General features: G+C 51.2%; 5 protein-coding genes. 2 read left to right on the top strand and 3 right to left on the bottom strand.

Annotated features, from left to right (window positions below; all coding sequences use genetic code 11):
- Positions 1–855: benzoate/H(+) symporter BenE family transporter (locus VIN66_RS15660; RefSeq protein ID WP_331924844.1), on the top strand; the 855-nt coding region annotated here is incomplete at its 5' end.
- Positions 855–1496 (top strand): GntR family transcriptional regulator, encoded by a 642-nt coding sequence (locus VIN66_RS15665; RefSeq protein WP_331924845.1) that lies wholly within the window; start codon positions 855–857, stop codon positions 1494–1496. The genes VIN66_RS15660 and VIN66_RS15665, both read left to right, overlap by 1 nt.
- Before the next feature lie 26 nt (positions 1497–1522).
- On the opposite strand, the gene rpoS is transcribed toward VIN66_RS15665, so the two are convergent.
- From rpoS to VIN66_RS15680, 3 genes are all read right to left on the bottom strand, one after another.
- Positions 1523–2512, bottom strand: coding sequence for an RNA polymerase sigma factor RpoS (gene rpoS / locus VIN66_RS15670; RefSeq protein ID WP_331924846.1), 990 nt, complete (start codon positions 2510–2512; stop codon positions 1523–1525).
- An 84-nt stretch (positions 2513–2596) separates the two neighbouring features.
- Positions 2597–3430: a peptidoglycan DD-metalloendopeptidase family protein gene (locus VIN66_RS15675; protein ID WP_331924847.1), complete on the bottom strand. Its 834-nt coding sequence runs from the start codon at positions 3428–3430 to the stop codon at positions 2597–2599.
- A gap of 73 nt (positions 3431–3503) precedes the next feature.
- The coding region (locus tag VIN66_RS15680) for an undecaprenyl phosphate translocase family protein (RefSeq protein WP_331924848.1) at positions 3504–3912 on the bottom strand (409 nt) is incomplete at its 5' end.

Below are 3912 nucleotides of genomic sequence, written 5' to 3' on the forward strand. Positions count from 1 at the left end.
CTGATTGGTATTAGCGGCTGGTTTGAAAAGCTGACCCGTCTTATTCCATTGCCACTGGCCAGCGCGATGCTGGCAGGCATTTTACTGCAGTTTGGCTTGAATATTTTTACCTCATTACAAACCCAGTTGCTGCTGGTTGGTTTGATGTGCTTAAGCTACTTACTGGCTAAACGGTTATCGCCGCGCTATGCCATTTTATGGGTGTTAGTGACAGGTTTAGTCACCGTATTGCTGCAAGGTCAGTTCAACTATCAGGCAGTGACGCTAAGCCTGACGACGCCGGTCTGGGTGACACCGCACTGGTCACTGAGTGCTTTACTGGGTGTAGGCTTACCGCTGCTGTTGGTAACGATGGCGTCGCAGAATATTCCGGGCGTTGCGGTGCTGCGCACCAGCGGCTATCAAACGCCGGTTTCGCCACTTATCAGCCATACCGCGCTGTCAACATTGCTGTTGGCGCCCTGGGGCGCATTTTCGATTAATCTGGCGGCCATAACCGCCGCTATCTGTACCGGCAGCGAAGCGCACCCGGATAAAGACAAGCGTTATATTGCCGGCATAGCAGCCGGAGTGTTTTACCTGCTAGCCGGGCTGGCTGGAGCTACTGTTGTCGCCCTGTTTGCGGCCTTACCGCGTGAAATGATCGCCGCTCTTGCCGGGCTTGCGCTGCTTGGCACTATCGGCGCCAATCTGGCAGTAGCCACTACTGAGGGCGAACACCGCGAAGCAGCAGTGGTCACCTTACTGGTTACAGCCAGTGGCGTCAGCTTTTTCGGCGTTGCATCAGCCTTCTGGGGCATAGTTGCCGGTGCGGTCACTCTGCTTATCATCAACGGCTTACGCGGTAAAAACTGATGTTAAAAAAACATCAGCTGTATCAGCAGCTAAAGCAGGATATTCAGCTGCTGCACTGGCTACCGGGTACAGTGTTAACGCAACAACAGCTGGCGCAGCACTATGGCGTCAGCCGTATTGTTGTGCGCGATGTGCAACAAAGCTTGCTCAATGAAGGCTGGTTGCTGGTGCATGGCAAGGCGGGCATGCAGGTGCCGGGGTTTAGCGCAGCAGAAGCCGAAGAGCTATGCCTGCTCAGGCTGCAGCTGGAGCCGCTGGCACTGCAGTTAGCCGCCGCTAACATCAGCTTCAGCCGGCTTGGTCAGGCGGAAGATTTGCTGGCCAGCATTGATGCTGGAACAGCCTTACCGGCCTATCAGCGCAGCGAGCTGAACTGGCAGTTTCATCGTCTGCTGTATCAGGATTGTGCTAAGCCGCACTTGCTGCGTTTACTGGATCAATTGCATCAGCAGGTCTCGCGCTATCTGGGCTATCAGGAACAGGCCCTGGCCTATGCCAGCACCAGTGCAACAGAACACCGCGAGCTCATCAGCTTGCTGCGCGGCGGTAACACCAGCGCCGCCTGCGAATTATTAATTAGCCACATCAGCTCAGCCAGTCAATTGCTGGTGCAATACCTGCAAAAAAACAAGGCGCCATAAGGCGCCTTGTTGGTTATAGCAAGTTGTTATTCCTGAAATAAGGTTTCGATATTCAGGCCCTGATGCGTGACGATTTCACGTAAACGCCGCAGCGCTTCTACCTGAATTTGCCGCACGCGCTCACGGGTTAAGCCGATTTCATGGCCAACATCTTCCAGCGTTGAAGGCTCATAACCCAACAGGCCAAAACGCCTTGCCAGTACCTCACGCTGCTTCGGGTTCAGCTCGTTCAGCCACACCACCAGATGCTGACGGATGTCCTCATCCTGTAGCTCGGTCTCTGGCCCCAGCTCTTTTTCATCCGCTATCACATCAAGCAACTGCTTTTCTGAAGCGCCGGCAACCGGCGTATCAACAGAGGTTATTTTTTCATTTAACTTTAACATCTTACGAACTTCATCTACCGGGCGATCCAGCGCTGAGGCAATCTCTTCCGGCGTGGGTTCGTGGTCGAGCTTTTGCGATAACTCACGTGCGGCACGTAAATAAATATTCAGCTCTTTCACCACGTGGATCGGCAAACGGATAGTGCGGGTCTGGTTCATGATCGCCCGCTCAATGGTCTGGCGGATCCACCAGGTAGCATAGGTAGAAAAACGGAAGCCGCGTTCGGGATCGAATTTTTCTACCGCCCGGATAAGGCCCAGGTTGCCTTCTTCGATGAGGTCAAGCAAGGCTAAACCACGGTTGATATAACGACGGGCTATTTTCACCACCAACCGCAGGTTACTCTCGATCATGCGTTTACGTGCGGCCTGATCGCCTTTTAACGCCAGACGGGAAAAATATACCTCTTCTTCGGCAGACAACAACGGCGAGAAACCTATTTCTCCCAGATAAATCTGCGTGGCATCCATCGCTTTCTGGCTGTCATCGCGGGCAAAAATTTCATCGTTGCTGCTTTCTTCTGCAGCAAGAGCGGCGGCGTCTGGCTCTGACTCGTCGTCAAGTAAGCCTTCTTCAACCAACTCATCTTCTTTAAACTCTAATACATCGTCTTCACTTTTTTGTCCCATATCCTTTCTCCCACGTCTACAGGGTGCTGGGGCTCACCAAGCGCTATCACTTCCATTCCTGATAAAACTTGTGTTTCGTTCTTATTATTGTGGTAAATATTTTAGTGGATCAACCGAGCTGCCCCGGAAACGGATCTCAAAATGCAGGCGGGCATCTGTCGCATCTGTACTACCCAACTCTGCTATACGCTGCCCTGCAGTAACCATTTGCTTTTCGGCAACCAGCAGTTTACGGTTATGAGCGTAGGCACTTAGGTAATCATCATTATGTTTAATGATAATCAGATTACCGTACCCTCTTAACGCATTACCAGCATATACCACCTGACCACTGGCGGCAGCATTAACTCTGTCACCCTCACGCCCGCTGATATCAATGCCCTTGTTGCCCTGTTGCTGATGCGAAAAACCAGAAATAATTTTCCCTTTCACCGGCCACTGCCATTGCACAAGGTTCCCATTCAGGGTAATATTCGCGGTTTTCTTATTTTTGCCTGGTGTTGCCTGAACATAACCGTTTTGATTTTTCGGTGCAACTGCTTTCACCGGTTTTACCGAACTATTTGATTTTGTTTGGCTTGAATTATTCTTATTTGTATTTTTAGCCACAGTTGTAAGCGGTTTCTTTGCGGGCCTGGTGTTCACTGCAGGCTTACCGCTAAGCCTTAATGTCTGATTGGGGTAGATGGTATAAGGGCTGGCAATACCATTTAACGCGGCCAGCTGGCGAACATCTTTACCAGCCCGAAAAGCAATGGAATATAAGGTATCGCCGCGTTGTACTTTATAGCTGTTTGCTGTCAGTGTGCCGCGGTTACGCTGCTGATAAAAGTTCTCCCGCAATTCCAGTGTCGACACCGGGGCAGGTGCTGAACGCGACGAACAGCCCGCCAGCAATGCCGGTAACAGCAATAACAAGGCGCAGCAGCCGCGGCGCCAGAATTGTGTTTGTACTAGATAACTGTTGTCAGAACAACGGATACCCGACTCCTTATTGAACTGATTTTGGCCCTGAGTTTACCACTGGCGGCTTTAACCACTTTTCCAGATTAAGCAAACATAGCATCAGTACTACACCTGCCAGCGCACTGCATAAGGCAAGCAATATATCCGCCTGACCAACAGCACTGGCATACTCCCACGGTGAGTAAAGCTGCTGTTCGTGTTGCCAGGGCCAGATACGGTAAAGCGCACCTATCACTATGCCGATCAGCAATGCCAGGCTGGCGTCGTGATAATGCTTTAATAACCAGTTCAACAACCGGCTAAAGCTTAGTAAGCCTATAATGCAACCAAGCATAAATAATAACAAGACACCCAACTGAAGCTCAGTCACTGCCAGCAATACCGGCGCATACATGCCGGACATCAGTAAAATAAAGCTGCCGGAAATACCTGGC

Origin of the sequence: Rheinheimera sp., assembly GCF_036568245.1 — a bacterium.
Taxonomy (GTDB): domain Bacteria; phylum Pseudomonadota; class Gammaproteobacteria; order Enterobacterales; family Alteromonadaceae; genus Alishewanella.